The organism is Halodesulfurarchaeum sp. (assembly GCF_036626455.1).
In the GTDB taxonomy this organism is placed as follows: Archaea; Halobacteriota; Halobacteria; order Halobacteriales; family Halobacteriaceae; genus Halodesulfurarchaeum.
The window spans coordinates 1-25,494 of the sequence record NZ_JAZKRK010000017.1 but is presented as its reverse complement, the minus strand read 5'-3'; the positions used below and the strand labels follow the sequence as shown (position 1 = coordinate 25,494).

Sequence of the window (25,494 nt, the reverse complement as noted above, 5' to 3'; positions counted from 1 at the left end):
GTGAATGCTCAGGTATCTGGTGGTCCTGTCACGGCCCCGGTTTTGGCTCTACTTAGCGGGGCCGATATTGGTCGGAGCCGTGTATGGGGCCCAAAGCCTGGAGGCGGCGCTTTCGCCAACCGTTGGACTGCTCTTCGTGTACTTCCTGGTCCCGGCCAATGTCTATCTCTACGGAATCAATGACGTGTTCGATACGGATACTGACCAGCATAATCCCAAGAAAGGGAGCCAGGAGGCCAGATACCGCGGCCAACGACTAGTCCCAGGTGTTGTCCTGGCGACCGGGATCTTTCTCATACCGGTTGCTGCCGTTCTTCCTCCCGAGACGTGGGGGTATCTCTTGCTCTGGGCGGTGTTGGCGACCACGTATAGCGCGCCACCACTCCGATTCAAAGCTCGGCCCTACCTCGACTCACTTTCGAACGGGCTCTACGTCCTCCCAGGGTTCGCCGCCTATACCGCTCTCGCTGGCACACATCCCCCAGTTGCAGCGATCCTGGGAGCGTGGGCCTGGGCGATGGCTATGCATACGTTCTCAGCCATTCCGGATATCGAACCCGACCGGGCAGCCGAGTTGGAAACAACCGCGACCCATCTCGGCGAGCACGGTGCGTTCTGGTATTGTGGCCTCCTCTGGACCGGTGCCGCGTTCGCCTTCGGAACCCTCGATTGGCGACTTGGAGTGGCGCTTGGAACCTATCCGGTTTTGCTCTGGCTGGTCGTCCGCTCGGACGTGCCAGTCGGCAGGGCCTACTGGTGGTATCCGGCCGTCAATGCGGTTGTCGGCGGGGTTTTGACCATCGGGGGCCTCTGGAGGCTCGTCTATGGATAGAGGGACAGTCGAATCGCGGCTCGACACCCTCGTCACCGAGAACCGGTTTACGATCGCAGTGGTGTTCCCAACCATCGGTGCGCTGCTGTTGGTCGGCAGTGCCGAGGGATGGGTGCCGGCCCCACTCTCTTTCGAGCCGACGCTCATCCTTATCGGCACGGCTGTCATGCGATTGCCCCTCATTGCGGGCGTGCTCCCGCTCCTCGACCGACGGGGCACACTCGGTGTGCTTGGATTGACGGGGTACGCGTACGGGATCGAGCTAATCGGGGTCCAGACCGGCCTCCCGTATGGCGAGTTCTGGTACCTCATCGATCTGGGCCCGATGCTGTTCGGAAACGTGCCGGTGGGGCTGCCGGTCTTTTTCCTTCCCCTCGTGTTGAACAGCTATCTGTTGGTCATCCTGCTGCTTGGACCCAGAGCCGAATCGACGAGTCTCAGACTGGCTGGAACCCTGGCATTGGTCCTGGTGATGGATTTGGTCCTCGATCCAGGAGCGGTTGGTCTGGGATTCTGGGCCTACGTCGATGGTGGGGGCTATTACGGCGTCCCATCGATCAATTTCCTCGGCTGGGTGCTCTCCGGCGGGATTTCGGTATGGGTCTTCGACAAAATACTGGCCAGAGACCTCCTCATCGAACGGCTCGAGTCCTGTCCGTTCATGCTCGATGATATGGTGAGTTTCGTCATTCTCTGGGGCGGCATTAATCTCCACTTCGGCCAGTGGATACCGGTAGCCCTCGCAGCGCTCATGGGAATTGGCTTGTTGCGCACGGAGCGTTTCGATTTCGCGGTCCGCCCACAGTTACTGAATTGGGGACGTCGCTGGCGATAACGAGTCGATTTCCACGTGATCCGCTGGTTCGATCGTCGCCACTCGATCGAAAACTGCGACCGGATCACCCGAAAGCGCCCAATAAAACCGGGTTTTGGCCAGCAAGGACAGTTTGCGCCACGTCGAAAGCGAGGGGCGCTCCGAGAGCACGTCATAGTCTTGAGCGACGATCGCCCGGTGGTAATCGGCGTAGAGAACGGCCGAAACTAGGACGGCGAACTGCGTGTCTTCCGGGAGATGTCTGATACCGGCGACACCCTTCCGGTAGCGCTCTTCGGTGCGGGCGAGTTCGACCTGCATCGCCCGACGGAAACCTGTGTCCGCCGCTCCGTTTTCGAGTTGTGACACTGTGACGCCAAACGCCTCACGGGTTTCTCCGGGCAGATAGACCCGACCGTAATCGCGGATGTCCTCCCGAACGTCCCGGAGGAAGTTCGTCAGTTGGAACGCTTCGGCCAATGCCGTCGCGTGCGGTTTGGCCCGTCCCGGGTCCGGGGCCTTCATAACGTCAAGCATCATGTGCGCGACCGCAACAGCTGACCCCCGCATATACGAGTCGAGTTCTGCCCGACTCTCGTATGGCTCGGGGTCGATGTCCGAAATCATCGCATCGATGAACCGATCGACCTCCGCGTCTTCAATATCGTGTTTCCTGATCAATTCACGAGTGGCCAAAAGCACCGGTTCATCCGTGTCGGCCCGGCCGAGAACCGCGGCCCGGATCTGTTCGAGTCGTTCGCGTTGGGCCGAGTTTGCCATCGTCTCGGTCGTGTCGACCACGTCGTCAGCGACCCGGAAAAAGGCATACAGAACGTAGGTTGCATGTCGAATTCGCCGCGGAAACATGCGTGTCGCGAGGTAAAACGTTCGACCGGTTCGGCGATGAATCCGCTCACTTTTGGCGAGTTGGCTCCGGGTTGGCATCCGTATTCCTGATAATGACTTTGGGGCTCGGCCGCCTTACGTTAGTGGTAAAGGTAAAACACGCTCCTTGTTACTCAATACATTGGGTTACTGTCCCAACCCCCTTGCTCTGGCCTTCGCGGAACACGAACTGTTGGCCTGGTTCGATGAGATACGGGTTGAACTTGAACTCGATTTCGGTTTCACCGGAGTCGCCGGGGAGCAGTTGGCCATCAAGGGGTTCAAAGCGAGCTGCTTCACTGACCGTTTCCAGGTGGACGACGGGTTCGTACCCTGTGTGGATCCGTGTCGGATGGTTGAGTACCATGACTTCCGCCTTGAAGCGCCGTGTCGGTGTCGGGTCGGCGGATTTGGGGACCAGTGCCATGCCGCGCTCCAAATCGGTTTCCTCGATCCCCTTGAGTGCGATCCCGACGATTCGGCCGGCTTCGGCCCGATCGACGCGGTGGTAGTGCATCTCGATCGAGCGAACCTCGGCCTCCTCGAACGTCCCTTCCTGAACCGGGCCCACGAGCAGCGAGTCACCGGCGGCGACCGTCCCTGACTCGATCGTTCCGGACGCTACCGGACCGACACCAGTGATCCGATAGGTTCGATCGATGTACATCCGAAACTCGCCACCCGCGGCCGCCGTTTTTGGTAGCTGTTCGAACAACGTATCCAACGTCGAGAGACCGTCCATAGTGATGGCACTGGTTCTGACGATTGGAACCACCCCGTCACCGATCTCATCGAGGGCCGCATCTGTTCCGTGACGGGCGATCGAAAGCGGGCTCCGACCGGCCTGGCGAAGCAAACGTTCCACGTCCCGCTGGACGGCATCGGTTTCCGCCGCCGAAACGAGGTCGGTCTTCGTGATCGCCACGATCGTCGGCAGATCCGTCGCCAGCAGCACGCCAAGATGCTCACGGGTCGTTTCGGTTGGGCCGTCGTCGGCGGCAACGGTCAATAGCCCGTAATCGAGTTTCTGGCCGAGCAAGCCCCGGATCGTCGTCGAGAGCCAGGGTTCGTGACCGACCGTATCCACGAAGGACACGACCCTGTCAGCCGATTCGACGACCGTGGCGCGATCTGATTTGCGATCCGGTTTGTCCACGCGAACAGGGCCCGCGTCGTCAAACCCGTAAACGCCATATGAAAGGTCCGCGCTCAACCCCCGTTCGATCTCGTGGGGCTTTACATCGAGATACGAGCGCATGCCGCCCTCGCCGTCATCGGGTCGCCCAGTCACAAGGCTCCCGACCAGTGTACTCTTCCCGTGATCGACGTGCCCGGCCGTTCCCACGATGAGATGATCAGTCGCGATTTCGAGCGTTCCACCATCCTTGACTGTCGCCACCCCCACGATCCCATCTTTGGTCCCCCAGGTTTCGACTGCATCGAGATGGGCGCCCGCCTCATCGGCGATCAGGTTCAACACGTCCATCGACTCGGAAAACGCATCAGGTTTGATTCCAGCGACGTGGCCCTCATCGGTGACGCCCACGACATAGGTGGCCTCGCCGTCCCCAGACAGCACCCGATGGCGTAGCTGGGCGGCTAAACTCTCGAAACGCGCCTCTGAGAGATGGACCTCACGAGAGAGGCGCTCTTTGAATTCGACGCGGCCGTCCGTTTCCTCGCCCGTAGAGAGCGCCTGCCGTAGCAGGGCCCTATCACCGGCCATGCGCGGGGGTTAGGCGGACCGGGAGATAAGACTATCCCCAACCGGGCTCAGTCGTCCCCGCGGAACTCGTTAAGCCGATCGCGGAGACGTTTCGCGGCCACCCCAGCAGCCCGCTCCCATTCGTCCTGCTCTTCCGCGGCAAAAATAATGCCCCGCGAGGAATTCACCAACCCAACCCCATCCGCGAGGCCAGCAGTAACCGCTGCCTCCACGTCACCACCCTGAGCCCCAACGCCGGGCACCAAGAATGGGAGGTCGGGGACCCACTCCCGGAGCGATTCGAGTTCTTCAGGTGCTGTGGCCCCAACGACGAGACCGACGTTTTCGTGTTCATTCCAGCCTGCAGCGAGGTCTGCGACGTGTTCGTAGATTGTCCGGCCATCCGCCAGTTCCTGGTCCTGAATGTCTGCCCCGCCGGCATTAGAGGTGCGACAGAGCACGAAAACGCCCTTCTCCGCCTTCGAGAGGAACGGCTGAAGGGAGTCACCACCTAGATACGGGTTGACCGTGATCGCGTCTGCGAAGTCCAAAAGATCCGCATACTGACGGGCCGTGTTCCCGATGTCCCCTCGTTTTGCGTCCAGCAAAACTGGGACACCCTTTCCGTCGGCATAGGCCATCGTCTCGCGGAGGGCCCGCCACCCGTCCGGGTCCTCGTAAAATGCCGCGTTCGGTTTGTATACAGCAGCGTACTCGTGTGTCGCATCGATGATCCGGCGGTTAAATGCCCAGCGAGGCAGATCGGTATCACGGACTGACGGCGGGAGTCGGGCCGGGTCCGGATCCAAACCGACGCTGAGGACGCTGTCGATCCGGTCGATTCGGGCCCCGAGGGCATCGAAGAAACTCATTACGAATCGTGGGTCGCTCGGAAGACATCAATCACGCGCTTTACGGCCGCCGCTCGTTCGACGAACACGATCGTTGCCGGTGGGGTCGTTGCCTTGGGTCGGGTCTGTAATCCCGCAGCATCAGCGGCGTCGGCCACCGCATCGGGTCGATGGCGAAATTCCAGAACAAGTCGATCCGCCCCTTTCGTCGCCGAACAGACTGTTTGGCCCCCTTCTCGAATGACAAACGCCTCAGTTCCATTCGCTGCCGATCCGTCACCCGATTCGACGGCGAGAGAGTCAAACGGGGGGTCAGCAAATCCCTCGATTTCGGCCCGGAGCAGTTCCGCGATCCGTTGTGGATCCCGGAGTTCGTCCTCGACCATCAAGATCGCAACTCCGCTTTTGCGCCAGTGACGGCCTCTGGCACGTCACGCCCCACTTGTCTAGCTCGCAATACCGCAGCCGTTCCGGCGGTCACCGACAACTCCTGCTGGAGGGTATTGATCGATGCGACGGCCGCCCGGCGGTCCGTGCCGACCTCGACGAGTGCGTCGATGACGATCTCGACCGGCGATCGCTCCTGAAACAACGACTCGTCGGGCATGAATCCGTCCGGGACCGTCACGCTGGTGACGTCGAACATGGCCACCAGGTCGTCCTCGGCCGTTTCGAGAAGCCCCCGTTTTCGGCCAAGTTCGACGAGCCGTTTGGCCTGATCGGGCGATACCCAATTCCGCTCGACGGCCAGATCGACCACGAAGGACTGTTCGGAAAGTTGTTCCCGCCCTGCTCGTTTGAATGGAGCGGCGACGGCGATGCGGAGACTCATTGGCGAACCCAAGAGTGGCCGACTCTAAACGGTTGCCATCGCCAGTGCTCAAACGAGGGGTTTTAGTGCGCGCTGGGGCTCTCTATGGATATGCAAGACCAAGGCCGCTCGTCCCGAACCAAAACAGGGGGTCGCATTCACCCCCACGGCAACAAGAAGAAACACCAACTCGGAAGCAGCCCGACCGAGACCCAGTTCGACGACCCATCCTACAAAGCCGTCGATGCACGGGGTAATACCACCAAGATCCGCGCCCTCGCGACCGACGTGACAAACGTCACTGAGGACGGCGAGACCGAACGGGTCGAAATCGAGAACGTCGTCAACAACCCGGCAAACCCAAACTATGCGCGTCGAAACATCATCACCAAGGGCGCGATCCTTGAGACCGAACTCGGGTTCGCTCGCGTGACCTCCCGACCCGGCCAAACTGGTCAGGTCAACGCGATCATCGTCGACTACGAGCCCGAGGAGTAGAAACCGCCGCGCTATTCGAGTATTTTTCTCCGATTTCCACACCGAGATAAAGCAGGTATCACCGCGGATTTGGGCCGGTCACTGGAAGCCGATATGGCGCTCCTGATCCCGACCAGCGACGGCTGGACCGGTACCGCCAGTGAGTTCCTCCTCGACCTGATCGTAGTAGTCGAGGAGGTCGTCGGTGACCGTCGCCCGAACGTCTTCCAGGGCCGAGCCGAAGTGGGCCATCTCGACGGTTTCGGCGTCCTGATCGTCTCGCAGCGCTTCGATTGCAGCCTCGCGTGCAACCGTCGCCAGATCTGAGCCAACGTAGCCTTCGGTCCGCTCGGCGACCTCTCGAAGGCTGACATCCGGGGACAGTGGCGTTTCCTGGGTGTGAATCCGAAGGATCTCCTCGCGACCCGATTCGGATGGCTGACCGACCATCACGAGGCGGTCGAACCGCCCGGAGCGGATGAGTGCCGGGTCGATGATGTCTGGGCGATTGGTCGCCGCAATCACCATCACCCCCTCCATCTGTTCGAGGCCGTCGAGTTCTGTCAACAACTGATTGACCACACGCTCCGAGACGTTGTTACCGGCGTCCTGGCCCCGACCCGGGGCGAGGCTGTCCAGTTCGTCGAAGAACACGACTGTCGGGCTCACCTGCCGGGCTTTCCGGAAGGTCTGCCTGATCGCTTTCTCGGATTCGCCGACCCATTTCGAGAGGAGTTGGGGGCCACGGACGCTGATGAAGTTCGCGTCGGTTTCGTTGGCCACCGCCTTCGCCATCAGGGTCTTGCCCGTTCCCGGCGGCCCGTAGAGAAGGACCCCGGCAGGCGGGTTGACACCCAATCGGTCGAAGCCCGCAGACTCGGAAAGTGGCCACTCGACGCTTTCCTTGATCTGGCTTTTCACCTCGTCAAGGCCACCGACGTCGTCCCAGGAGACCTTCGGCAGTTCGACAAGCACCTCCCGCATGGCGCTCGGTTCGACCTCGCTGAGCGCCCCTTCGAAGTCCCCCTGGGTGACGATCATCCGTTCGATCAACGACGGCGGGACGTCTTGTTCGTCGAGGTCGATCTCCGGGAGGTACCGCCGGAGCGCCCGCATCGCAGCCTCCTTCGAGAGAGATTCGATGTCCGCGCCCACGAAGCCGTGGGTGTCATCAGCCAGCTCCGAAAGCGCCACTTCGTCCGAGAGCGGCATGCCCCGTGTGTGAATCCGGAGGATCTCCTCGCGGCCAGTCTCGTCCGGAACCCCGATCTCGATCTCGCGGTCGAACCGACCGGGACGACGGAGCGCGGGGTCCACGGCGTCAACGCGGTTGGTCGCCGCGATGACGATGACTTCGCCCCGGCCTTCGAGGCCATCCATCATCGTCAGCAGTTGGGCCACGACCCGGCGCTCGACTTCGCCGGTCACGTCCTCGCGTTTGGGAGCGATGGAATCCAATTCGTCGATGAAGACGATCGCTGGGGACTCCTCGTTCGCGTCTTCGAAGATATCCCGGAGTTGTTGTTCAGACTCCCCGTAGTACTTCGAGATGATCTCCGGGCCCGCAATGGAGAAGAAACTCGCTGACGTTTCGTTGGCGACCGCCTTTGCGAGCAGGGTCTTCCCCGTTCCTGGTGGGCCGTGGAGGAGGACTCCCTGTGGTGGCTCGATTCCAAGTTTCTGGAACACCTGCGGATGTTTCATCGGGAGTTCGACCATCTCCCGGACCCGCTGGATCTCGTTTTCCAAGCCGCCGATGTCCTCGTAGGTGATGCCACCCCCGGTGCGTTCGAAGCCGGCGATAGGTTCCTCCCGGAGTTCGACGTCTGTTTCCTCGGTGACGAGAACTGTGCCCTCCGGTTCAGATTCGACGGCGATCAACGGGATTGCCTGGCCCGGTGATCGCATGAAGGGGTGGTTCGTGCTGGACATCACCGGGACGATGTCGCGGGATACGACGGGGCGCTTGAGAATCTGGCGTTTGACCATCCCGGCCGCGTCCGAGCCGAACTGCACGCTCGCGTCCTCAGGAGGTGCTAACACCAGCGTCTCGGCTGGTTCTGTCGTTGCCTTTCTGATCGTGACGCGCTCGCCGATGCCGACGTCTGCGTTTTGCCGTGTGAACCCGTCGATGCGGACGGTGTCGCTGTTCCAGTCCTGGCGGTCCGCACGCCAGACTTTCGCCGCGGTCGACTCCGCACCTTCGATCTCGATGATGTCGCCGGGGCTGAGTTTGAGATGCAACAACGTATCGGGATCAAGGCGGGCGATGCCTCGGCCCGAATCGTTCGGGTAGGCCTTTGCCACCTCGAGTTGAACTTCGTTCATGGTCGGCCTATGGGATGTGTTAGGTTGTGATGGCACGACGGAAAACCATTGCGCCAGTGGCGAAATCGCCTGCGTACATCGGGGCCTTTTCAGGTGATCACAACGAACCCGGAGGTGTGACAGCCGACGTGCCCACTGGCTGCGGAGCGCTGGATTCCTTGCTCGGCGGTGGATTCGAGCGAGGAACCGCGACACAGCTGTATGGCCCACCCGGAGCGGGCAAGACGAATGTCGCCTTAAGCAGCGCCGTAGCCGTCGCAGCAACTGGCGGTCAGGCACTCTACATCGACACCGAGGGACTCTCGATCGAGCGCTTCGAGCAGGTGCTCGCGGGCAATACGACCGACCAGGACAGCGCCGCCCAGAATGTCATCGTGAGTGAGGCCCTGGACTTCGACGAGCAGGCGGAGGCGGTCAAAGACGCCGCCGAGTTCGGCGACCAGTTGGATCTCATTGTCCTGGACAGCGCGACCGGTTTCTATCGCCTCCGTCGCACCGCTGACACCGAAAACGGGGACGCATTGCGGGCTGTCGCCGATCAGGTGACCCATCTCCTTGGATTGGCCCGCAAACACGATATCGCCGTAGTGCTTACGAATCAGGTCTTCAGCGATCCTGACAGCGACGGCGGGCGACCGCGCCCGCTGGGTGGCCATACCCTCTCACACTGGACCGGGACGATCGTCCGGCTCGATCGCTATAAAGGTTCCAACAGGCGAGCCGTGCTGGAAAAACACCGCGCGAAGGCCGAGGGGGAGAGCGCGGAGTTCGTGATTGCCGGGGATGGAATCGAAACGAGTCAGCGATAGGCCGTCAGGCGGGCCTCAAAACCGCGTCTACAGCTCGTTGAGCTTGCGAAGTAGTTGGCCTTCGTACTCTTCGTCAGCGCGGATGTCCTTCATTTCGAGGACGTTGCGCTCGAGTTTGTCCACGGCGACGTAGAAGCCGTTGTCCGCTCCGTAGCCTTCGCCCGTTCCCGCGACCTGTCCGCGATTGGTCCGCAACCGGATCTGGGCCTGCACGAGTGACGTGCCTCGGAGTTTCTCCTTGTGCTGATTGAAGCGGACGTGAGCGTGCTGGACCTGCATATCGCTGTATTTGTCCGAGATACCCGTGATCTGTTCTCGAATCTCTTCCCGGGAGATGGTATCCAGCAGGTCGATGTTGGTGATCTGGACGTCCATCTGGGCCTCCTCTGTGTAGGTCAACGCCCGCAGGACGTCAGTCTTCGTTAGAACGCCCTCGACGTCTGAGTCATCTTTGGGATCGGTGACGACGACACCGCCGAAGTCACCGTCGAGCATCCGCCGAACTGCGTCCTCCACGGACACGGAGGGGGTGACCGTCTCGACCGGGCTCGACATCACGTCAAAAACCGGGAGGTCGAGTACCCGCTCGACTTCGCCGCTACGGTCACCGGTCGTCGTTTTGGACATGTCCCTGACGACGACATTGACCACGTCGTGAACCGTCACGACGCCAGTGAGCAAGCCGTCGTCGAGGACTGGAAGTCGGGAGACGCCGTTCTCGCGCAGGAGATTGATGACGCGGCCGACCGTGGCATCATCGGGGACGGTGACCGGATCGGTCGTGTAGATGTCCGAGACAGTGAGCGCATCGAGGTTGTCGAGGACTGCCTCCAAGATAAGGTCCTCAGTGACGATGCCCCAGAGCGAGCCACCTTCGAACACTGGCGCGACCTTCGTGTTGCCCTCGACGAGCATCCTGGCAGTGTCCCTGATGTCTTCGGTCCGGGAGACCTTTGGCGCAGGTTGTGCCACCGCGGCTGCCTTCTGGTCGTCCTCGACGTGGGACTGGAGGAGATGGCGTTCGGTGATGACACCACGGTAGCTGCCGCCCTCGGTGACGATGATCCCTTTTGGGTGTTCTTTCTCGAAGATAGAACGAACTTTTCCGAGTCGTCGGTCGACGGGGACTTCGATGTAATCCGTCGTCGCAATATCAGCAATGTCCATTGTGAGTACGGAGCATTTCGACCGCGAAAGGCTTTAAGATTGTTCATGTGCCGTATCACAATCCTATTCCACGCGGCTCGCACAGATGGAGGTATGATCGCCATCGTCGGTGGCGGGATCGCTGGACTCGCCGCCGGGTACCGACTCACGCAGGCGGGACACGACGTCCGGATCTACGAAGCGGCCGACCAAGTGGGCGGGCTTGCGGCCAGCTACGAGACCGGGGGCGAGCCGATCGAGCGCTACTACCACCACCTCTCGAAGAGCGAGGAAACGATCGTCTCCCTGATCGAGGAGGTGGGATTAAACGAGGACCTGGAGTGGCCCATTGGGAAGAACGCCTACTATATGGACGGGACGGTCTATCCGCTCGACAGGCCCTGGGAAATCGCCGCCTATCCCTATCTGAGCCTGTATGATACGTTCCGACTGGGTATGCTCGTCCTCGGTGTCGACGTTCGCGAGGGCCTCCCAAGCCTCGAGGCGTACGAGGAACTCGAAGCCTACGAAGATGTCCCACTCGAGCAGTTCGTGCGAGAGCACACCACTGCCGGAGTCTACGAGAACTTCTTCGAACCGCTTTTAGACGCGAAGTTCGGCGCCCGAAAAGACGAGATCAGTGCCGCCTGGCTCCTCGGCCGGGTTCGGTTCCGCGGGGAGCGAGACCTGCTTCGCGGGGAGCCACTCGGCTACCTGAAAGGTGGATTTGGCCGGCTCGTCGACCGATTGATCGAGGAAATCGGGGCTGAAAGTCTCGTCACCGGCACCCGTGTAACTGAACTCTCCACGGGGAACGCGGGGATCGAGTCGATCACGATAGAAGGCGAGGAATCGGGGACCCGCTCTGTCGAAAGTGCGATCGTGGCAACAATGCCCAACGTCCTCGAGGAGTTGACGGGGTACACCTGTGACATCGAGTTTCAAGGCACGGTCTGCTCGGTCGTCTCGATGGACGAACCGCTCACGAACACCTACTGGCTCAACATCGGAGACGAAGCACCGTTCGGCGCCCTTATCGAGCACACCAACTTCATCGACCCGAGTCACTATGGTGACGAACACCTCCTTTACGTGCCGAAATACGTGCAATCCGCGGACGATCCGCTCTTTGCGGCTTCTGACGAGGACATCGAGGCCACGTGGCTCGATGGGATCGAATCGCTCTTTCCGGACTTCGACCGCGGATCGGTGAATTGGATTAAAACGGCCCGGAACCGGCGGACGGCCCCGGTCTACGAGCGCGGGTATCTCGAACAGGTCGTGCCCTTCGACCTCGGCGAGGCCGTCGGCGATGGCGTCTATTACGCCGGCATGGCGTCCCGCGCCCAGTACCCAGAGCGGAGTCTCGACGGGGGAATCGTCGCCGGATTCGAAGTGGCCGACCGCATCCTCGAAAGCCGGTGAAACTTCGTCACCGAGCAGTCAATCGGTGGAGTAGTGACTCGAACGGACCGACCTGAGGGTCGTAATCTGCAGATCCATGCGATCCGCTGAAGCACCGGGGCTGAGATCCCAGGATCGATTCTCGAAAGACACGTCGTTCGAATCCGCCCGGGTCAACAGCTTTTCGACCGCCGTTCTGAACGACTGGGAAACGACGGGATCCGGGACCTGGAAACGAGTTCGTAATTGGCTGCCACTGACTTGTAACACGGGGCAGACGGCTACGCCCAGAACTACCGTGTCCCGATCTTTCAACCCACCTAACAGCGACTGATGGAGATCAATCCATTACTCCGGGGCAGAGGTTGCATGTAACCGATTGAGACGTTAAAGCGCCGGTTTCACCGCCCTCCTATAAATACTGGGCGGACGAAAGTCCGTGTATGCCCCGAGAAATCACCCACGATGCGAACGGTCCCCACCGAATCGACGAGAGCGATATCGACGAGGAAAAGGGAGACATCGCGATCTGTATGTGCGGGCTCTCGGCCGAGTATCCGTTTTGTGATGGGTCCCACGTCGTGACGACCGACGAAAACCCGGATACCAGGTACAAATACGTGAACGATGACGACGAAGGAAAGCGTCAAGTGATCGCCGAAATGGTCTATGCAAACCGCTGAGCGGTCAGTTTCTCACCCATGGGTGGCCACCTTACCGAACGCATCTGGCACCTCGACTTGGACTACGTGAACGCCTACCTTGTCGACGACGACGTGCTCACGCTGATCGACGCTGGCCTCCCGTGGAGTGGCTCCACAATCAAATCCGAGATTCGGGCCGCTGGCTTCGAACCGGCACAGGTCGAGCGGATTCTCGTGACACATTACGATTTCGATCACGTCGGAGCCCTCACCGCGGTCCCAGGATCGCCGGAAATCATCGTCGGCGCAGGCGACCTGGACCTCGTCGCGGGCCGAACCGTGCCGGGCCTCTCCGGCGTGAAACAAGCAATCCAGCGCTTCGGAGCGGTGTTTCTCACGCCACCGAACCGCCCGCTCTCCACTGTGAAAGACGGGGACGAGATCGGTTCGTTCACCGCGATCCACACCCCAGGCCACTCACCAGGTCACGTCGCCTACGTCAGCGAGGCCAGAGACGTAGCCTTCATCGGAGATCTGCTCAGAAGTGATGGAGAAACCCTCTCGCGCCCGCCGTGGTACCTGAATCGGGACACGGTCAGAATCGATCACAGCGTGGAACGGCTGCTCGACCGTCTCCCACCGGTCGAAATCGTCGCTCCGGGACATGGCGAGCCACTCGTCCAAGGTTGCCAGCAGGCGATCCGAGCGCTTCGGACCCGGACATAATCGGTCCGAAACGGGGCTTGACTGATATAGCAATCCACATTAAGGAAGACGAAGAAAACCCTTGTATGAGTGCGTCCTACGTGATTGTCGGCGATGGAATCGCTGGAAGTACGGCCGCCGAAGAACTCCGCGAACACGATGACGACGCGGACATTACCGTCATCACCGACGAGGGAGAGGCCCTCTACAACCGCATTCTCATCAAGGAGTACGCCAAGGGCAAAATGCCCGAGGGTCCGGTCTCAATCCACGAAACCGACTGGTATGGGGATCGTGACATTGACCTTCAAATGAACACGCTCGTGACCTCCGTGGACGAGGACGCCCACGAACTCTACACTCACGAGGGCGAAACCTACGAGTACGACAAGTTACTCGTCGCAACCGGCGGCACACCGGCAAATATTCCCGTCCCTGGCAGTCACGCTGACGGACTCCATCACTTCTGGACGTTCGAAGACGCTCGGGACATCCGGGAAGGAATGGAAACGGCTGAGAATGCCGTCATCGTCGGTGCTGGCCTGCTCGGCATCGACCTGGCCGCCATCGCCGGCGCCTATGACTTGGAGAACGCCTGGTACATCATGCGCGGGAATCGCTGGTGGCGATACGCGCTGAGCCTCGAAGGGGCCGAGATCATGCACAAAGCGATGCGTGACATGGGAATCGAGCTGGTGCTCGAGTCCGGCGTTGAGGAATTCGTGATGGACGATGAGGGGCACGTCGATGCAACGATCGACGCCAATGGCGAGCGCTACGAGAGTCGCTTTGTCGGCGCCGCTATCGGCCTGAATTTCAACACTGAACTATTGCAGGGCACGAATGTCGAGACCAACGGCGGCATTCACACGGACGAATACATGCGGACCGACGCGGATGACATCTATGCGGCCGGGGACATCGTGACCTTCTTCGATCCAGTCATCGAAGGCGAGGCCCAAAACGGCTCCTGGGGCTCGGCGAAGGAACAGGGCAGTCTGGCCGCTCGCACGATGCTCGCGGACCAGGGCGCAGACGTTGAGACCGAGGAGTTCCGGTGGGTCTCTTCGTACTCGATCACGCACTTTGACTTCCCCTTCCTCTCCTTTGGCTACCCGACAGAGGGTGACGACGATGCCGAGCGGAAGTACGACGAGACGTCCTGGCGGCGTCTCGCGTTCCAGGACGGCCAGCTCATCGGTGGCGTCCTCATCGGCGACCTCGCTGCCCAGTCCAAGTACAAGGACCTCATCCTGAGCGGCGCGGAAGTTGCCGATCAGAAGGACGTGCTCCTGCAGGAGTCCTTCAGCCTGGAAGACCTCGACGTTGACGTCAACTTCGACTAAGACCCCTTTTCGGCCCCGGACCGAAGCGGTTTTGCGCGAATCGCTCCCAGCAGTCGTATGGACACGCCGGATGACGGGGGCGAAATGACCCTTGCCTTCGAACTGTCGGCATTACAGGCCCTCGCCGAACCGGGGACCGCGTTTGCCGACGCCCGGCAATGGACCCGCTACGCAGGGGTCGTTTCGGCCGACGAACCGACACACGTGCTGACGAATTACACGCGGAAACGTCGCATCCGCGAGGATTTCTTTTCGGGCCCGGATGGGTTCCAAGAGACCCTGGAGAGTGTCAGAGGCCAGTTCGAATCGGATCGCTACGTCATGATCGGCACGGACGAAACGGACCGAGAAGCGGCCATAGCAGCCGGTTGGGAGTACTTCCCGGTCGAAGACGCCGCCAAGGCAGCGGGCTGGCCAGTCGGTGAACAGCGCAAGCCTGATGGGGAACCAGACCGGGAGGAGTGGCCATAATGGCCCAACCAGGCGTTCCGTCCGATACGAGCGACACGACGATCGATTTGCCCTGTGGCGAGACTATCACGCCCGACGACCTTGATCTGGGGCTCCGAGAATTCGCATGTGAGTGTGGGGCCACCCACGCCGTCGTCATGGACCCACATCCACCGACCCGGTTCTTGCCCGCGTCGGTCACAGAGGTGCTCGCCGAGACGCTCGCCGCGGAGGGCACTGAAACCGACGAATTCGGGACAATTCCACTTATGGGACTGGTGATGGACGCCTATCCCGAGCATCTGGTCGCCCACGACGCGATGGAGGACGGGTCGACGGGATTCGCAGTGGCTTGGGTCTCGGCCTTCGATTCGCGGGAACTCCACGAACTCGTCGTCGAAGCGATACTCGAAATCATGGCGAACGCGGTCACGGAAGTGGGAGACAATTCGGCGACGGCGGCCTTTACCGAACACCGGGCCGACTTCGATGTCGAGGAGTTCGTCACGGAGTACCGGGACGTTCGGGACTTCGATGACGAGTTCGACGAGCCGGTTTGAAAAGCGTCGGCAGGACCGACAAAGACCCAAAGTGTCTTGAATCGAGCCCGACGTTCCACCAGTATGTCTGCGTTCACGGTGTCGACCTCCCGTTCCGCGTTCCACGAACGGGCTGCTGGGTCCCCGGCTGGGACTCGCGTTCCAATCATGGGAACGCTGTCGGTCGATCCATGGACTGCGTACCGGCGGGCCAGGGGGGCCGAGCCGTCATTTTTCTTCGAAACCTCCGGTGGGCGCGAGGGGTGGGGCTACTTCGGCGTTGAACCCACGGCGTTTCTCACTGTCGACGGCGCAGGGGCACTCGACCAGTTAGAGACGGTCCTGGATAAGGAATCGCTCGCCGAAACCGACTGTGAAATCCCCTATCCAGGCGGCCTCTTCGGCTGGCTCTCCTACGATGTCGTCCGGGACCTCGAGGACCTCCCCGAGCAGGCGACCGACGACCGTGGACTGCCACATCTCCAGTTCGGCGTCTACGAGGCCATCGCAGCCTGGCAAATGCCACTTGCGGAGGAGCCGTCATTGTTCCTCGTCGCCTCGCCCACCGTCGAAGAAGATGCGACGGCTGCCTACGAGCGGGGTCGAGACCAGTTAGACGCCCTGGCTGCGCGGATCGCTGCTGGTGATCCGACGGTCGGCGATCCGCCGGCCGTGACAAATACCGCGGAATTCCAGAGCCCAACCGACCGCTCGATGTACGCGGACCGGGTGGGAACGGTACAGGATTACATCAGGGCCGGGGATACCTTCCAGGTCAATATTTCGCAGCGGTTGGAGGCCCCAGCCGCCGTTCATCCGGTCGAGGCCTACGACGCGCTCCGGTCGGTTAATCCCGCCCCGTACTCTGGATTGATCGAATACCCAGGGGTCGATCTGGTGAGCGCGAGTCCCGAACTCCTCCTCGAACGCGAGGGTGATCGCATCGAAACCGAACCGATCGCGGGGACGCGCCCTCGCGGGGCAACTGAAGACGAGGACCGCACGCTTGAAGCAGATCTCACGGGCGACGAGAAAGAACGGGCTGAACACGCCATGCTGGTGGATCTGGAGCGAAACGACCTCGGGAAAGTGTCCGAATACGGGACAGTCACCGTCGACGAGTATCGCCGGGTCGACCGGTACTCCGAGGTGATGCACCTGGTGTCGCTGGTTTCGGGGCGGCTCCGACCTGATTCGGGAGTCGTAGACGCCATTCGGGCAATGTTCCCGGGTGGGACGATCACCGGCGCACCAAAACCACGGACGATGGAGATCATCGAGGAGGTCGAATCGACCCGACGGGGGCCCTATACCGGCAGCATGGCCGCAATCGGGTTCGACGAGCGGGCCACCCTCAATATCGTGATCAGGACGCTGGTGCGACATGGTGAGAACTATCACCTCCGGGTTGGTGGCGGGATCGTCCACGATTCGGTCCCGGATCGGGAATACGACGAGACACTCGACAAGGCCCGCGCCCTGCTCAACGCGGTCGATGCGGCCCTCGACGCCGGGGACCTGGGGGTGGGCGAATGAGCGATTTGACTAAAGAGAGCGGGCCTCACATCCTGGTGGTCGACAACTACGACTCCTTCGCGTACAATCTGGTCCAGTACGCCGGGGAATTCGCAGGCCAGATGACCGTCAAACGGAACGACGAAATCGATATCCCGGAGATTCGAGCGTTAGACCCGGACGGTATCATCGTCTCGCCAGGGCCGGGGATTCCCCAGGACGCAGGCGTTTCAATGCCGATCTTCGCGGAAGTGGACTATCCGACTCTAGGAGTCTGTCTCGGCCACCAGGCCCTCTGTGCGGTCCACGGCTCACCGGTGGATCTCGCCCCGGGCGTCGTCCATGGGAAATCGTCCATCGTGACCCACGACGGCGAGGGTATGTACGCCACCCTCCCTGATGAGTTCGAGGCGGGACGATATCACTCCCTGGGGGTCCAACGAGAAAACCTCCCAGCGAGTCTGGAAGAGACCGCCTGGACCGACGACGAACCAGAACTGGTGATGGGTGTGCGCCACGATGTCAAGCCTCATTACGGCGTACAGTACCATCCAGAAAGCATCCTGACACCGAAGGGAATAGATATCGTGGCATGGTTCGTTGAAGACGTATGCAATACCACGTAAACGGCGAGCTCGTGCCCGCCGAAGCGGCGACCGTCAATGTCGCTGACAGGGGGTTTCAATACGGCGACGCGGCCTTCGAGACGCTGCGAGCCTACGGGGGAACCCTCTTCAAATGGAATGCGCATCTCGAGCGACTGCAAACCACCTGTGAAAAACTCGGAATGCCCGCGGTGATTCCGGACGACCTCCACGAGCGTGTCGAAGAGACACTCGACGCGAACGATCTCGAAGATGGGTACGTGCGCGTCTCGATTACCCGAGGTATCCAACCGGGAGCGCTCACGCCCAAACCCGACATTGACCCGACGATCGTGGTGATTGTCAAAGAACTCCCGCGTGCGGGGGTAGAGGGCGAGCCGCGATGGGACGGGCCGGCAGTGGTGGAGACCGTCGAAACACGGAGAAATCACCCGGACGCGATTCCGCCCGGACTGAAAACCCACAATTACCTCAACGGGGTCCTGGCCAGGTTAGAACTCAGAAACGAGGACGGGACTGTCGCGGCCGACGATGCGTTGCTCCTGGACACGGCAGGCTACGTGGCCGAAGGAACGACTGCCAACGTGTTTTTCGTGGAGAACGGCGTCCTCCATACGCCGAGTCTCGAGGGGGCAATTCTCGCGGGCGTGACCCGGGGCGTGGTCCTCGATTTGGCCGCCGATTTAGATATTCCGGTCGAAACGGGACGCTATCGGCCGGAGCGGCTTGCTGAGGCGGACGAGCTGTTCCTAACCAACACGACCGGTGAAGTGTGGCCTGTCGGGGAACTCGATGGCGAACAGTTCGCGGTCGGGCCCGTGACCGAACAGCTCGCAAAGGCCTACGACGAGTTGATCGAGGATTTCTACTGAACCGACGAGGCTGTCGGGACTAACGAGCCTCGGCATCATACCTTCTTGGGGCGAAGAGACCATCGATCAGTTAATGCCGACACTGGCTGTCGAAGACGGCTTTTCCGTACACGACTACCGAGCGGGACTCAAACTGCTGGAACAGGACGGGTCGACGATGACCCTCGAAAACCGCGAAGGATACACCTGTCCAGTCAGTGGCGACGTTTTCGATCGGTTGCTCGTGGCCGAAGACCAGGCACTCTCGTTTTCGTCTCCGCCACCTGAGCCGATCTGTGTGCGAAGCACGCCCGAGAAGATCCTGGTCCTGGCCCATTGACGGGAGGGGCAAATCCTTCGAATTTCGAAATCGAGTTGCGAAAACTGGAAACTTTCGCCGGACTTATTACGATGTGCGGGTTTCACTCGGTAATGCCAGACGACCGGACCGTACTTCTCATCGGAAGTGGGCCGATCCAGATCGGACAGGCTGCTGAGTTCGATTACTCCGGCGCACAGGCCTGCCGAGCCCTCCAAGAGGAGGGCGTCCGGGTCGTCCTCGTCAACTCGAATCCAGCGACGATCATGACCGACCCGGAGATGGCCGACGAGGTCTACCTCGAACCGATCACCACCGAGGCCATCGCCGAAGTCATCCGTGAAGAAGAACCGGATGGCGTGATCGCGGGGCTGGGCGGCCAGACCGGACTGAACGTCACCGCCGAACTCGCCGAGCAGGGCGTTCTCGACGAGTACGACGTCGAGATCATGGGGACCCCGCTGGAAACGATCTACGCGACCGAGGACCGCGAACAGTTCCGTGACCGGATGCAGGCCCTCGATCAGCCGGTCCCCGAATCGGTCACCATCGAGAGTCTCGAACAAATCGAGAACGCCGTGGATACCGTCGGCGGCCTGCCAGTCATCATGCGGACGACCTACACTCTTGGCGGGCAGGGATCCGGCGTGGTGCACGACATGGAGAACCTCCACGACCGTGTCCAGCGCGGACTCAACCTCTCACGGAACCACGAGGTGATGATCACCGAGTCCATCGACGGATGGGTCGAACTTGAATACGAGGTCATGCGGGACGCCGCGGACTCCACGATCATCATCTGCAACATGGAGAACCTGGATCCGATGGGGATCCACACCGGCGAATCGATGGTCGTGACCCCGAGTCAGGTCATCCCCGACGAGGGTCACCAGGAAATGCGGGACGCAGCCCTCGAGGTCATTCGGGACCTGGGCATACAGGGCGGCTGTAATATCCAGTTCGCGTGGCACGACGACGGAACCCCAGGCGGGGAATACCGTGTCGTGGAAGTCAACCCCCGTGTCTCGCGGTCCTCCGCGCTGGCCTCCAAAGCGACCGGGTATCCCATCGCAAGAGTCACCGCAAAGGTCGCACTGGGCAAGAAACTCCACGAGATCGAAAACGAGATCACGGGTGAAACGACCGCAGCCTTCGAACCGGCGATCGACTACATCGTGACGAAGATCCCTCGGTGGCCCATAGACAAGTTCCCCGAAGTGGACTTCACGCTCTCGACGGCGATGAAGTCGACTGGGGAGGCGATGGCCATCGGCCGGACCTTCGAGGAATCCCTGCTCAAAGCGTTGCGTTCGACGGAGTACGTCCCCGCTGTGGACTGGGATGCGGTCTCGGACGAAAAATTGGTCAAAAACCATCTCGAAACCCCGACCCCGGACAGGCCCTACGCCATCTTCGAGGCATTCGATCGTGGATTCACCACGGCGGAGGTCGTCGGGGCAACCGGAATCAAGGAGTGGTACATCGAACGGTTCGCCAATGTAGCGACTGCCGCTGGGAAGGCGGCTGACGGGAACTTCGAACCGGCCCTCAAAACCGGCTACACGAACGCCGAAACCGCCGCCATGGCGACCGACGGAACGGTCGATACAAGTGCGACCGGTGGGGGGCTGGGACCGACCGAGATGGACCTCCCGGGGACCAATGCTGACCCGGCAGTCAGTGTCGAAACGACCGAGTCGGAAGGCCCAGGACGTACGTTCAAACAGGTCGATACGTGTGCCGGGGAGTTCGCCGCCTCGACACCGTATTATTACTCCGCACGCTCACCAGGAGAACGGACCCGCGTGGAGGTGCAGACTAACCCGGACGTCGAAAGTGTGGTAATCGTCGGTGCAGGCCCGATCCGGATCGGACAGGGAGTCGAATTCGACTACGTAACCGTCCACGCCGTCCGGGCACTTCGGGAGGCAGGCATCGAGACCCACATCGTCAATAACAATCCCGAGACCGTCTCGACGGATTATGATACCTCCGACGGCCTGTTCTTCGAACCGATCACCGCAGAAGAAGTCACAGACATCATCGAAGCAACCAATGCCGACGGGGTGATGGTCCAGTTCGGCGGTCAAACCTCCGTGAACATCGGGGACCCGCTCGCGGCCGAAATCGAGCGGCGGGACCTCGAGTGTGAACTCTTGGGAACGAGTGTTGAGGCGATGGACCTTGCGGAGGACCGGGACCGGTTCAACGCTCTGATGGACGAGATGGGCGTCGATCAGCCCTCCGGCGGGACGGCCACAAACGAAGCCCAAGCGCTCGACCTGGCCCACGAGATCGGCTATCCCGTTCTGGTCCGGCCGAGTTACGTGCTCGGCGGCCGGGGGATGGAAGTGGTCTACGACGACAACGAACTGAAAGGCTATATCGAGGAGGCCGTGCGGGTCTCCCCTGAAAAGCCGATTCTCGTCGACGATTATCTCGAAGGCGCCATCGAACTAGACGTCGACGCGGTCGCCGACGGCGAGGAAATCCTCATCGGCGGCGTCATGGAGCACATCGAGAGCGCCGGGGTTCACTCGGGTGACTCGGCCGTGATGATCCCGCCGCAGAACCTGGGTCAGGAGACGATGGCGCGGGTGCGTGATGTCGTCGAAGACATCGCCACGGCTCTCGAAACAGTCGGCCTGCTCAACGTCCAGTTGGCCATCCAAGATGGCACTGTTTACGTCCTCGAAGCGAACCCCCGCTCCTCCCGGACGGTGCCGTTCATCTCCAAGGCTACGGGCGTCCCGATCGCCAAGCTGGCCGCAAAAGTGATGGCTGGGACGGGTCTCCCCGAACTCGACGTAGAGGAGCAGATCCCCGAGCAGATCTCGTTCAAGGAAGTCGTTCTCCCCTTCGACAGACTCCCCGGGTCGGATCCCACACTCGGCCCTGAGATGAAATCTACTGGCGAAGTTATGGGCACGGCCGACACGTTCGGCAAGGCCTACGAAAAGTCCCAGATGGCTATTGACAAGCCGATCCCGACTGAAGGGACCGCGCTGATCGATCTGAGCCACGAGGAATTCCCCGACCCCGAGACTGCGGCCGGCAAAGAGCTCATCGAGGGGTTCGCCCGACACTTCGCTATTGCTGACTTCGAAGACGAGAGTGAGTTCGAAGCGGCCATCCAGGCCGGGGACATCGACCTCATCATCTCCCGGAACCGCGAACCGTTGCAGGTTGCCGTCGAACAGGAGGTTACCTACTTCTCGACCTTTTCGTCTGCGAGAGCGACCCTCGCCGCCCTTAAAGCCCAAGAGGAGCCGTTAGACGTCGAGTCCATCTCGGACCGGCTGAAACGGACCGAAAAGTGGGGTCAACAGTAGTCCCTCAGTGACCTGTCGGGCTGTGTGGCTCGCCGGGATACTCCTTTTCGCCGGCTTCGACCCGCACGTCGAGCCAGTTTTCCGTCGGAATAAGTGGACATTCGTACCCCTCGTTGTACGCACAGGTCGGGTTGTACGCCTGGTTGAAATCGAGAATCCAGACGCCGTCCTGATAGTGGTGCTCCCGTTCGAGGTCGAGATAGCGGCCCGCCCCGTAGGTTGCCTCGCTGTTCGTCTCGTCGCGAAACGGAACCCAAAGCCGGTCATCGGCGGAATCGCTCTTATAGGCCTGAATCGTCACCGGTTCGCCGTCGATTTCGAGGTGGAACTCCCCCCACTGAAGGTATTCCTGGCTGTTGCCCGCCGTCGTTTCGACAGTCAACCGGTCGGGATCCTCGTGTTCGTGGAGTTCGACCTCGAAGCGCATGGATTCATCGACGGGGAAATATTCGAGCCCGGGGAACTCCGCTTGGACCGAGTGCGGGATCGGTGACCGGGGGCTCTCGGCGAAATACTCCTCCTTCTGCTCGCGCTGCTCCCAAAGCTGCTCGACGTACTCGTGGGCCATCAGCACAAGATTCGTATGGGAGCAATAAAGCCCACCGGGTTTTCCCGACAGGGGGACACGACCGGCGCCGATCTTACTGAGTCGCTTTCGGGTGGGTGCCAGCGTCGGCCATCGCCAGGACGTCGTCGAAAAAGTCCAGTGTGTCGTGGGGTCCTGGATGAGCCTCGGGGTGATACTGGCGGGTAATGACGCCGATGTCGGCCGATTCGGCCCCCTCCGGTGTGTCGTCATTGACGTTGACCTGTGTCACGTCGAGGTCACCCGCGTCAGCGACCATATACCCGTGATTCTGTGTCGTCATGACGACCCGGCCACTCGCCTGATCGAGGACTGGTTGGTTCACGCCGCGATGGCCGAACTCCATCTTCGTCGTCTCGCCGTCGAGCGCGTTGGCCACGATCTGCATCCCGAGACAGATGCCGGCGATGGGGAGCACACCGAGGAAGTGCTCGACGAGGTCCTCGGTCGGTCCGTAGTTCGCCGGATCGCCTGGCCCGTTAGAAATGAAGACCAGGTCCGGGTCAACGGATTCCACCTCGGCCGGATCGGCGTCGTGGGGGAACACGTGGACATCGGAACCACGGGCCAGTAGTGAATCAATAATGCTGCCCTTCGTTCCACAGTGAATGAGAGCGGTCTTCGGCCCCTCGCCGTCGGCCCGATGGACTTCGACGTCCTCAACGCTGACCATATCGCCGATTGCCTCGATCTCGCTCATGTGCGGACAGACGTCGAGTTCCTCGCGGGCCTTCTCCGCCGAGGCGTCAGGCCCCGCCGAAATCCCGCATTTCATGGCGCCGCCATCCCGGATGTCCAAGACGAGGTCCCGCGTGTCGACCGCATCGACCGCCGGGACGCCTTCGTCCTGAAGCCATTCGGCGACGTCATCAGTGAGTTCCCTGGCGACGGCCCCGTTGGGGTGAACCCGGTCGGACTCGAATCGCTCCGCTCGGACGCCGTAATTCCCGATGAGTGGGTACGCGAAGGTGAGTACCTGCGCTTCGTAGGACGGATCGGTCAGGCTCTCCTCGTAGCCCGTATACGGCGTCGTGAAAACGAGTTCGCCGTGGGCCTCCCCGGGCGACCTGGCGCGACCCTCAAGGACCTTGCCGGTCTCCAGGGCGATGTAGGCGTCCGACATTACGAGATTCAAACGTTGCATGAAATATAAGGCTTGCTTTCGTAGTTGAATTACGAAATTCGAAACAGTTTTCGGCCGGGCGAGAGAGAAACGGACATGGACGATCTCGACCGGGAGATTCTCGCACTTCTTCGGGAAGATTCCCGAACCCCCTACACCGAGATCGGGGATATTCTCGACGTCTCCGAAGGCACAGTTCGCAATCGCGTCGATCGATTACTCGAGGACGGAACGATCGAGCGGTTCACGATCGCGACTCGAACGGGGAACGTCAAGTCGATGGTCGAGGTGTCAGTTGCAGTCGACGTAAACACACAGGTCCTCGCCGAACGAATGGCCGAATGGTCCGAAGTCGATTTCGTCTGGCAGGTCTCCGGGGAGGAGGACATGGTCCTCGTTGTCGACGCGATGGACACCGAACGGGTCAACGAGCTCATCACGCGGACCCGGGAGCAGTCGGAGGTCCGTTCGACAAAAACGCGGTTGATCCTCGAGGAAAAACGGGGGTGAGGACCCGGAACCGGTGAAAGACCGGTGGGTACAAATCAGTCCTCGCCGTTTCACTGTCCATGAGTGGGACCAACGAAACGAGTGACAATGAGACCGCCACAGGCGAACGGTCCGGCGGCGAAGCGGTCATCGCGGTCGACGAGGAAGATACCGCAGAAGGAACCGTCGATCGACTCGAAGCACACACCGGGGACGGTATCCGCCATCGTGCGTTTACCTGTATGCTGTTCGACGAGGAGGGGCGGGTGTTGCTCGCCCAGCGCGCCCGGGACAAACGGCTATGGGATACACATTGGGACGGAACGGTCGCCTCACATCCGGTTGAGGGACAAACACAAATCGAGGCCACGGAGGAACGTCTCGAAGAGGAACTCGGGGTCACACCGGACCAGTACGAGAACTTGGGCGTGACCGATCGGTTCGAATACAAACGCTACTATCTCGACGAAGGGCTCGAATGGGAGGTCTGTGCAGTGCTCACGGCGACCGTGACGGATCCGGAACTCGATACTGATCCGGCGGAGGTCGGCGGTGTGCTATGGGTCGATTACGAGGACCTCTGGGAGAACCCCCGGAACTACCGGCAACTGCGGACCTGTCCGTGGTTCGACATCGCGATGCGCCGCGACCTGGGGTAAATGCAACTGGCGGCGTCGGTTCGTGAATCGATCGTTGAGCACGCTCTTGAAGCCGCCCCCAAAGAAGCATGTGGGCTCCTTGGCGGCCGAACCGGCCCGCCGGCGACGGTGCAAGATTCGATTCGGACGCCAAACGTCGCCAGCACACCGACACGGCGGTTCGAAATCGATCCCGAAGCGCTTCTTGCTGGGCGAGAGACGTTCATCGAGAAGGGGGTGGAGTTAATCGGCTTCTATCACTCCCATCCCAACGGACCGAACGAACCGAG

At 61.0% G+C, this 25,494-nt stretch carries 27 protein-coding genes; 18 read left to right on the top strand and 9 right to left on the bottom strand.

The features are described 5' to 3' along the window. Positions 1 to 4 precede the first annotated feature (4 nt). Positions 5 to 832 (top strand): prenyltransferase, encoded by an 828-nt coding sequence (locus V5A26_RS06765; RefSeq protein WP_442908772.1) that lies wholly within the window; start codon positions 5 to 7, stop codon positions 830 to 832. After that, positions 825 to 1,667 carry a bisanhydrobacterioruberin hydratase gene (gene cruF / locus V5A26_RS06760; protein ID WP_332321436.1) on the top strand — a complete coding sequence of 281 codons (843 nt, stop codon included), beginning with the start codon at positions 825 to 827 and terminating at the stop codon, positions 1,665 to 1,667. Before V5A26_RS06765 ends, cruF begins: the two co-directional genes overlap by 8 nt. On the opposite strand, the gene V5A26_RS06755 is transcribed toward cruF, so the two are convergent. The 5 genes from V5A26_RS06755 to V5A26_RS06735 form a co-directional block, all read right to left on the bottom strand. Then, the gene (locus tag V5A26_RS06755) at positions 1,638 to 2,591 is read right to left on the bottom strand and encodes a phytoene/squalene synthase family protein (RefSeq protein ID WP_332321437.1); all 954 of its coding nucleotides are present in this window, start codon (positions 2,589 to 2,591) and stop codon (positions 1,638 to 1,640) included. The genes cruF and V5A26_RS06755 overlap by 30 nt on opposite strands. A gap of 70 nt (positions 2,592 to 2,661) precedes the next feature. Then, the gene (locus V5A26_RS06750; RefSeq protein WP_332321438.1) at positions 2,662 to 4,257 is read right to left on the bottom strand and encodes a GTPBP1 family GTP-binding protein; all 1,596 of its coding nucleotides are present in this window, start codon (positions 4,255 to 4,257) and stop codon (positions 2,662 to 2,664) included. A gap of 47 nt (positions 4,258 to 4,304) precedes the next feature. After that, positions 4,305 to 5,108, bottom strand: coding sequence for an orotidine-5'-phosphate decarboxylase (pyrF, locus tag V5A26_RS06745; protein ID WP_332321439.1), 804 nt, complete (start codon positions 5,106 to 5,108; stop codon positions 4,305 to 4,307). Next, positions 5,108 to 5,473 (bottom strand): hypothetical protein, encoded by a 366-nt coding sequence (locus V5A26_RS06740; RefSeq protein ID WP_332321440.1) that lies wholly within the window; start codon positions 5,471 to 5,473, stop codon positions 5,108 to 5,110. Before V5A26_RS06740 ends, pyrF begins: the two co-directional genes overlap by 1 nt. After that, positions 5,473 to 5,919 carry a DUF2240 family protein gene (locus V5A26_RS06735; RefSeq protein WP_332321441.1) on the bottom strand — a complete coding sequence of 149 codons (447 nt, stop codon included), beginning with the start codon at positions 5,917 to 5,919 and terminating at the stop codon, positions 5,473 to 5,475. The genes V5A26_RS06740 and V5A26_RS06735 overlap by 1 nt, the downstream gene beginning before the upstream one ends. Positions 5,920 to 6,009: 90 nt before the next feature. Here V5A26_RS06735 and V5A26_RS06730 point away from each other — a divergent pair, with 90 nt between their 5' ends. Next, positions 6,010 to 6,396, top strand: coding sequence for a 30S ribosomal protein S8e (locus tag V5A26_RS06730; protein WP_332321442.1), 387 nt, complete (start codon positions 6,010 to 6,012; stop codon positions 6,394 to 6,396). Positions 6,397 to 6,474: 78 nt separating this feature from the next. Here the strand turns inward: V5A26_RS06730 and V5A26_RS06725 are convergent, their stop codons facing one another. Further along, positions 6,475 to 8,703, bottom strand: a complete 2,229-nt coding sequence (locus tag V5A26_RS06725; RefSeq protein ID WP_332321443.1) for a CDC48 family AAA ATPase — start codon at positions 8,701 to 8,703, stop codon at positions 6,475 to 6,477. A gap of 29 nt (positions 8,704 to 8,732) precedes the next feature. On the opposite strand from V5A26_RS06725, the gene radB reads away from it, so the two are divergent. Continuing rightward, entirely contained in the window at positions 8,733 to 9,512 is a 780-nt protein-coding gene (gene radB, locus V5A26_RS06720) for a DNA repair and recombination protein RadB (RefSeq protein WP_442908771.1), read from the top strand. 27 nt (positions 9,513 to 9,539) lie between these two features. Here radB and V5A26_RS06715 read toward each other — a convergent pair whose 3' ends face one another. Next, positions 9,540 to 10,679, bottom strand: a complete 1,140-nt coding sequence (locus V5A26_RS06715; protein WP_332321444.1) for a CBS domain-containing protein — start codon at positions 10,677 to 10,679, stop codon at positions 9,540 to 9,542. A gap of 93 nt (positions 10,680 to 10,772) precedes the next feature. On the opposite strand from V5A26_RS06715, the gene V5A26_RS06710 reads away from it, so the two are divergent. The 11 genes from V5A26_RS06710 (at position 10,773) to carB (ending at position 22,368) form a co-directional block, all read left to right on the top strand. Further along, the gene (locus V5A26_RS06710) at positions 10,773 to 12,083 is read left to right on the top strand and encodes an NAD(P)/FAD-dependent oxidoreductase (protein WP_332321445.1); all 1,311 of its coding nucleotides are present in this window, start codon (positions 10,773 to 10,775) and stop codon (positions 12,081 to 12,083) included. A gap of 422 nt (positions 12,084 to 12,505) precedes the next feature. Beyond that, complete coding sequence (locus V5A26_RS06705; protein ID WP_332321446.1) at positions 12,506 to 12,745, top strand: CDGSH iron-sulfur domain-containing protein; 240 nt, start codon at positions 12,506 to 12,508, stop codon at positions 12,743 to 12,745. Positions 12,746 to 12,763: 18 nt separating this feature from the next. Beyond that, the gene (locus V5A26_RS06700) at positions 12,764 to 13,432 is read left to right on the top strand and encodes an MBL fold metallo-hydrolase (RefSeq protein ID WP_332321447.1); all 669 of its coding nucleotides are present in this window, start codon (positions 12,764 to 12,766) and stop codon (positions 13,430 to 13,432) included. A gap of 65 nt (positions 13,433 to 13,497) precedes the next feature. Continuing rightward, complete coding sequence (locus V5A26_RS06695) at positions 13,498 to 14,757, top strand: NAD(P)/FAD-dependent oxidoreductase (RefSeq protein WP_332321448.1); 1,260 nt, start codon at positions 13,498 to 13,500, stop codon at positions 14,755 to 14,757. A 57-nt stretch (positions 14,758 to 14,814) separates the two neighbouring features. Continuing rightward, entirely contained in the window at positions 14,815 to 15,228 is a 414-nt protein-coding gene (locus tag V5A26_RS06690; protein WP_332321449.1) for a DUF7124 domain-containing protein, read from the top strand. Next, positions 15,228 to 15,767 carry a DUF5815 family protein gene (locus V5A26_RS06685; protein ID WP_332321450.1) on the top strand — a complete coding sequence of 180 codons (540 nt, stop codon included), beginning with the start codon at positions 15,228 to 15,230 and terminating at the stop codon, positions 15,765 to 15,767. Before V5A26_RS06690 ends, V5A26_RS06685 begins: the two co-directional genes overlap by 1 nt. A gap of 63 nt (positions 15,768 to 15,830) precedes the next feature. Continuing rightward, positions 15,831 to 17,282, top strand: a complete 1,452-nt coding sequence (gene pabB / locus V5A26_RS06680) for an aminodeoxychorismate synthase, component I (RefSeq protein ID WP_332321451.1) — start codon at positions 15,831 to 15,833, stop codon at positions 17,280 to 17,282. Continuing rightward, complete coding sequence (locus V5A26_RS06675) at positions 17,279 to 17,887, top strand: anthranilate synthase component II (RefSeq protein ID WP_332321452.1); 609 nt, start codon at positions 17,279 to 17,281, stop codon at positions 17,885 to 17,887. The genes pabB and V5A26_RS06675 overlap by 4 nt, the downstream gene beginning before the upstream one ends. Further along, positions 17,872 to 18,738, top strand: coding sequence for an aminotransferase class IV (locus V5A26_RS06670; protein WP_332321453.1), 867 nt, complete (start codon positions 17,872 to 17,874; stop codon positions 18,736 to 18,738). The genes V5A26_RS06675 and V5A26_RS06670 overlap by 16 nt, the downstream gene beginning before the upstream one ends. A 73-nt stretch (positions 18,739 to 18,811) precedes the next feature. After that, positions 18,812 to 19,057, top strand: coding sequence for a DUF7385 family protein (locus V5A26_RS06665; RefSeq protein WP_332321454.1), 246 nt, complete (start codon positions 18,812 to 18,814; stop codon positions 19,055 to 19,057). Between the two features lie 92 nt (positions 19,058 to 19,149). After that, a complete protein-coding gene (gene carB, locus V5A26_RS06660) occupies positions 19,150 to 22,368 on the top strand; it encodes a carbamoyl-phosphate synthase large subunit (protein ID WP_332321455.1) in 3,219 nt (1,072 codons plus the stop codon). Between the two features lie 4 nt (positions 22,369 to 22,372). Here the strand turns inward: carB and V5A26_RS06655 are convergent, their stop codons facing one another. Together V5A26_RS06655 and carA are read right to left on the bottom strand one after the other, a co-directional pair. Next, entirely contained in the window at positions 22,373 to 22,936 is a 564-nt protein-coding gene (locus V5A26_RS06655; protein ID WP_332321456.1) for a DUF1684 domain-containing protein, read from the bottom strand. A gap of 73 nt (positions 22,937 to 23,009) precedes the next feature. Beyond that, positions 23,010 to 24,077, bottom strand: coding sequence for a glutamine-hydrolyzing carbamoyl-phosphate synthase small subunit (gene carA / locus V5A26_RS06650; protein ID WP_332321457.1), 1,068 nt, complete (start codon positions 24,075 to 24,077; stop codon positions 23,010 to 23,012). A 96-nt stretch (positions 24,078 to 24,173) separates the two neighbouring features. Between carA and V5A26_RS06645 the strand changes: the two genes are divergently transcribed. The 3 genes from V5A26_RS06645 to V5A26_RS06635 all read left to right on the top strand — a co-directional run. Further along, on the top strand, positions 24,174 to 24,587 hold the full coding sequence (locus tag V5A26_RS06645) for an Lrp/AsnC family transcriptional regulator (protein ID WP_332321458.1): 414 nt from the start codon (positions 24,174 to 24,176) through the stop codon (positions 24,585 to 24,587). A gap of 59 nt (positions 24,588 to 24,646) precedes the next feature. After that, complete coding sequence (locus V5A26_RS06640; RefSeq protein WP_332321459.1) at positions 24,647 to 25,225, top strand: isopentenyl-diphosphate Delta-isomerase; 579 nt, start codon at positions 24,647 to 24,649, stop codon at positions 25,223 to 25,225. Beyond that, the coding region (locus V5A26_RS06635; RefSeq protein WP_332322288.1) for a M67 family metallopeptidase at positions 25,226 to 25,494 on the top strand (269 nt) is incomplete at its 3' end.

Excerpts from the sequence above, each read along its gene's own strand:
- V5A26_RS06740 (WP_332321440.1), bottom strand. The coding sequence starts at position 5,473 with ATGGTCGAGGACGAACTCCGGGATCCACAACGGATCGCGGAACTGCTC.
- V5A26_RS06675 (WP_332321452.1), top strand. The coding sequence starts at position 17,279 with ATGAGCGATTTGACTAAAGAGAGCGGGCCTCACATCCTGGTGGTCGAC.
- V5A26_RS06750 (WP_332321438.1), bottom strand. The coding sequence starts at position 4,257 with ATGGCCGGTGATAGGGCCCTGCTACGGCAGGCGCTCTCTACGGGCGAG.
- V5A26_RS06670 (WP_332321453.1), top strand. The coding sequence starts at position 17,872 with ATGCAATACCACGTAAACGGCGAGCTCGTGCCCGCCGAAGCGGCGACC.
- V5A26_RS06765 (WP_442908772.1), top strand. The coding sequence starts at position 5 with ATGCTCAGGTATCTGGTGGTCCTGTCACGGCCCCGGTTTTGGCTCTAC.
- pyrF (WP_332321439.1), bottom strand. The coding sequence starts at position 5,108 with ATGAGTTTCTTCGATGCCCTCGGGGCCCGAATCGACCGGATCGACAGC.
- V5A26_RS06710 (WP_332321445.1), top strand. The coding sequence starts at position 10,773 with ATGATCGCCATCGTCGGTGGCGGGATCGCTGGACTCGCCGCCGGGTAC.
- V5A26_RS06700 (WP_332321447.1), top strand. The coding sequence starts at position 12,764 with ATGGGTGGCCACCTTACCGAACGCATCTGGCACCTCGACTTGGACTAC.
- V5A26_RS06730 (WP_332321442.1), top strand. The coding sequence starts at position 6,010 with ATGCAAGACCAAGGCCGCTCGTCCCGAACCAAAACAGGGGGTCGCATT.
- V5A26_RS06665 (WP_332321454.1), top strand. The coding sequence starts at position 18,812 with ATGCCGACACTGGCTGTCGAAGACGGCTTTTCCGTACACGACTACCGA.
- V5A26_RS06655 (WP_332321456.1), bottom strand. The coding sequence starts at position 22,936 with ATGGCCCACGAGTACGTCGAGCAGCTTTGGGAGCAGCGCGAGCAGAAG.
- radB (WP_442908771.1), top strand. The coding sequence starts at position 8,733 with ATGGCACGACGGAAAACCATTGCGCCAGTGGCGAAATCGCCTGCGTAC.
- V5A26_RS06735 (WP_332321441.1), bottom strand. The coding sequence starts at position 5,919 with ATGAGTCTCCGCATCGCCGTCGCCGCTCCATTCAAACGAGCAGGGCGG.
- V5A26_RS06715 (WP_332321444.1), bottom strand. The coding sequence starts at position 10,679 with ATGGACATTGCTGATATTGCGACGACGGATTACATCGAAGTCCCCGTC.
- V5A26_RS06640 (WP_332321459.1), top strand. The coding sequence starts at position 24,647 with ATGAGTGGGACCAACGAAACGAGTGACAATGAGACCGCCACAGGCGAA.
- V5A26_RS06755 (WP_332321437.1), bottom strand. The coding sequence starts at position 2,591 with ATGCCAACCCGGAGCCAACTCGCCAAAAGTGAGCGGATTCATCGCCGA.
- pabB (WP_332321451.1), top strand. The coding sequence starts at position 15,831 with ATGTCTGCGTTCACGGTGTCGACCTCCCGTTCCGCGTTCCACGAACGG.
- carB (WP_332321455.1), top strand. The coding sequence starts at position 19,150 with ATGCCAGACGACCGGACCGTACTTCTCATCGGAAGTGGGCCGATCCAG.
- V5A26_RS06645 (WP_332321458.1), top strand. The coding sequence starts at position 24,174 with ATGGACGATCTCGACCGGGAGATTCTCGCACTTCTTCGGGAAGATTCC.
- cruF (WP_332321436.1), top strand. The coding sequence starts at position 825 with ATGGATAGAGGGACAGTCGAATCGCGGCTCGACACCCTCGTCACCGAG.
- V5A26_RS06725 (WP_332321443.1), bottom strand. The coding sequence starts at position 8,703 with ATGAACGAAGTTCAACTCGAGGTGGCAAAGGCCTACCCGAACGATTCG.
- V5A26_RS06695 (WP_332321448.1), top strand. The coding sequence starts at position 13,498 with ATGAGTGCGTCCTACGTGATTGTCGGCGATGGAATCGCTGGAAGTACG.
- V5A26_RS06685 (WP_332321450.1), top strand. The coding sequence starts at position 15,228 with ATGGCCCAACCAGGCGTTCCGTCCGATACGAGCGACACGACGATCGAT.
- carA (WP_332321457.1), bottom strand. The coding sequence starts at position 24,077 with ATGTCGGACGCCTACATCGCCCTGGAGACCGGCAAGGTCCTTGAGGGT.
- V5A26_RS06690 (WP_332321449.1), top strand. The coding sequence starts at position 14,815 with ATGGACACGCCGGATGACGGGGGCGAAATGACCCTTGCCTTCGAACTG.
- V5A26_RS06705 (WP_332321446.1), top strand. The coding sequence starts at position 12,506 with ATGCCCCGAGAAATCACCCACGATGCGAACGGTCCCCACCGAATCGAC.